General features: G+C 59.3%; 1 protein-coding gene. It reads right to left on the bottom strand.

Features of this window, described 5'->3' with window-relative positions; genetic code table 11:
* The coding region (locus tag AVJ23_RS22060) for a YcaO-like family protein (protein WP_205626915.1) at positions 1-270 on the bottom strand (270 nt) is incomplete at both ends.

Genomic DNA, 270 nt, shown 5'->3' with positions numbered 1-270 from the left:
ATCGTTCAGGCCCTCGAAGCTTCGACCCTGCATCAGTTCGGTCAGGCTGCGCTCCAGCGCCACGTGGAAGCTCGGGTGCGCACCAAAGGAGGCGAACACACCGCCGGTACGCGGGTTCATCAGCGTCACACACATCACCGGGAACTGACCGCCCAAAGAAGCGTCTTTGACCAGGATCGGGAAGCCCTGCTTCTCCAATTCTGCAATGGTCTCAACGATATCCGGGTATTTCGCCAGCACTTCTTGCGGCACATCCGGCAGGGCAATTTC

The organism is Pseudoponticoccus marisrubri, from assembly GCF_001482405.1.
GTDB lineage: Bacteria > Pseudomonadota > Alphaproteobacteria > Rhodobacterales > Rhodobacteraceae > Pseudoponticoccus > Pseudoponticoccus marisrubri.
The sequence above is the reverse complement of the archived record's forward strand: the minus strand, read 5'-3'. Positions and strand labels throughout refer to the sequence as shown.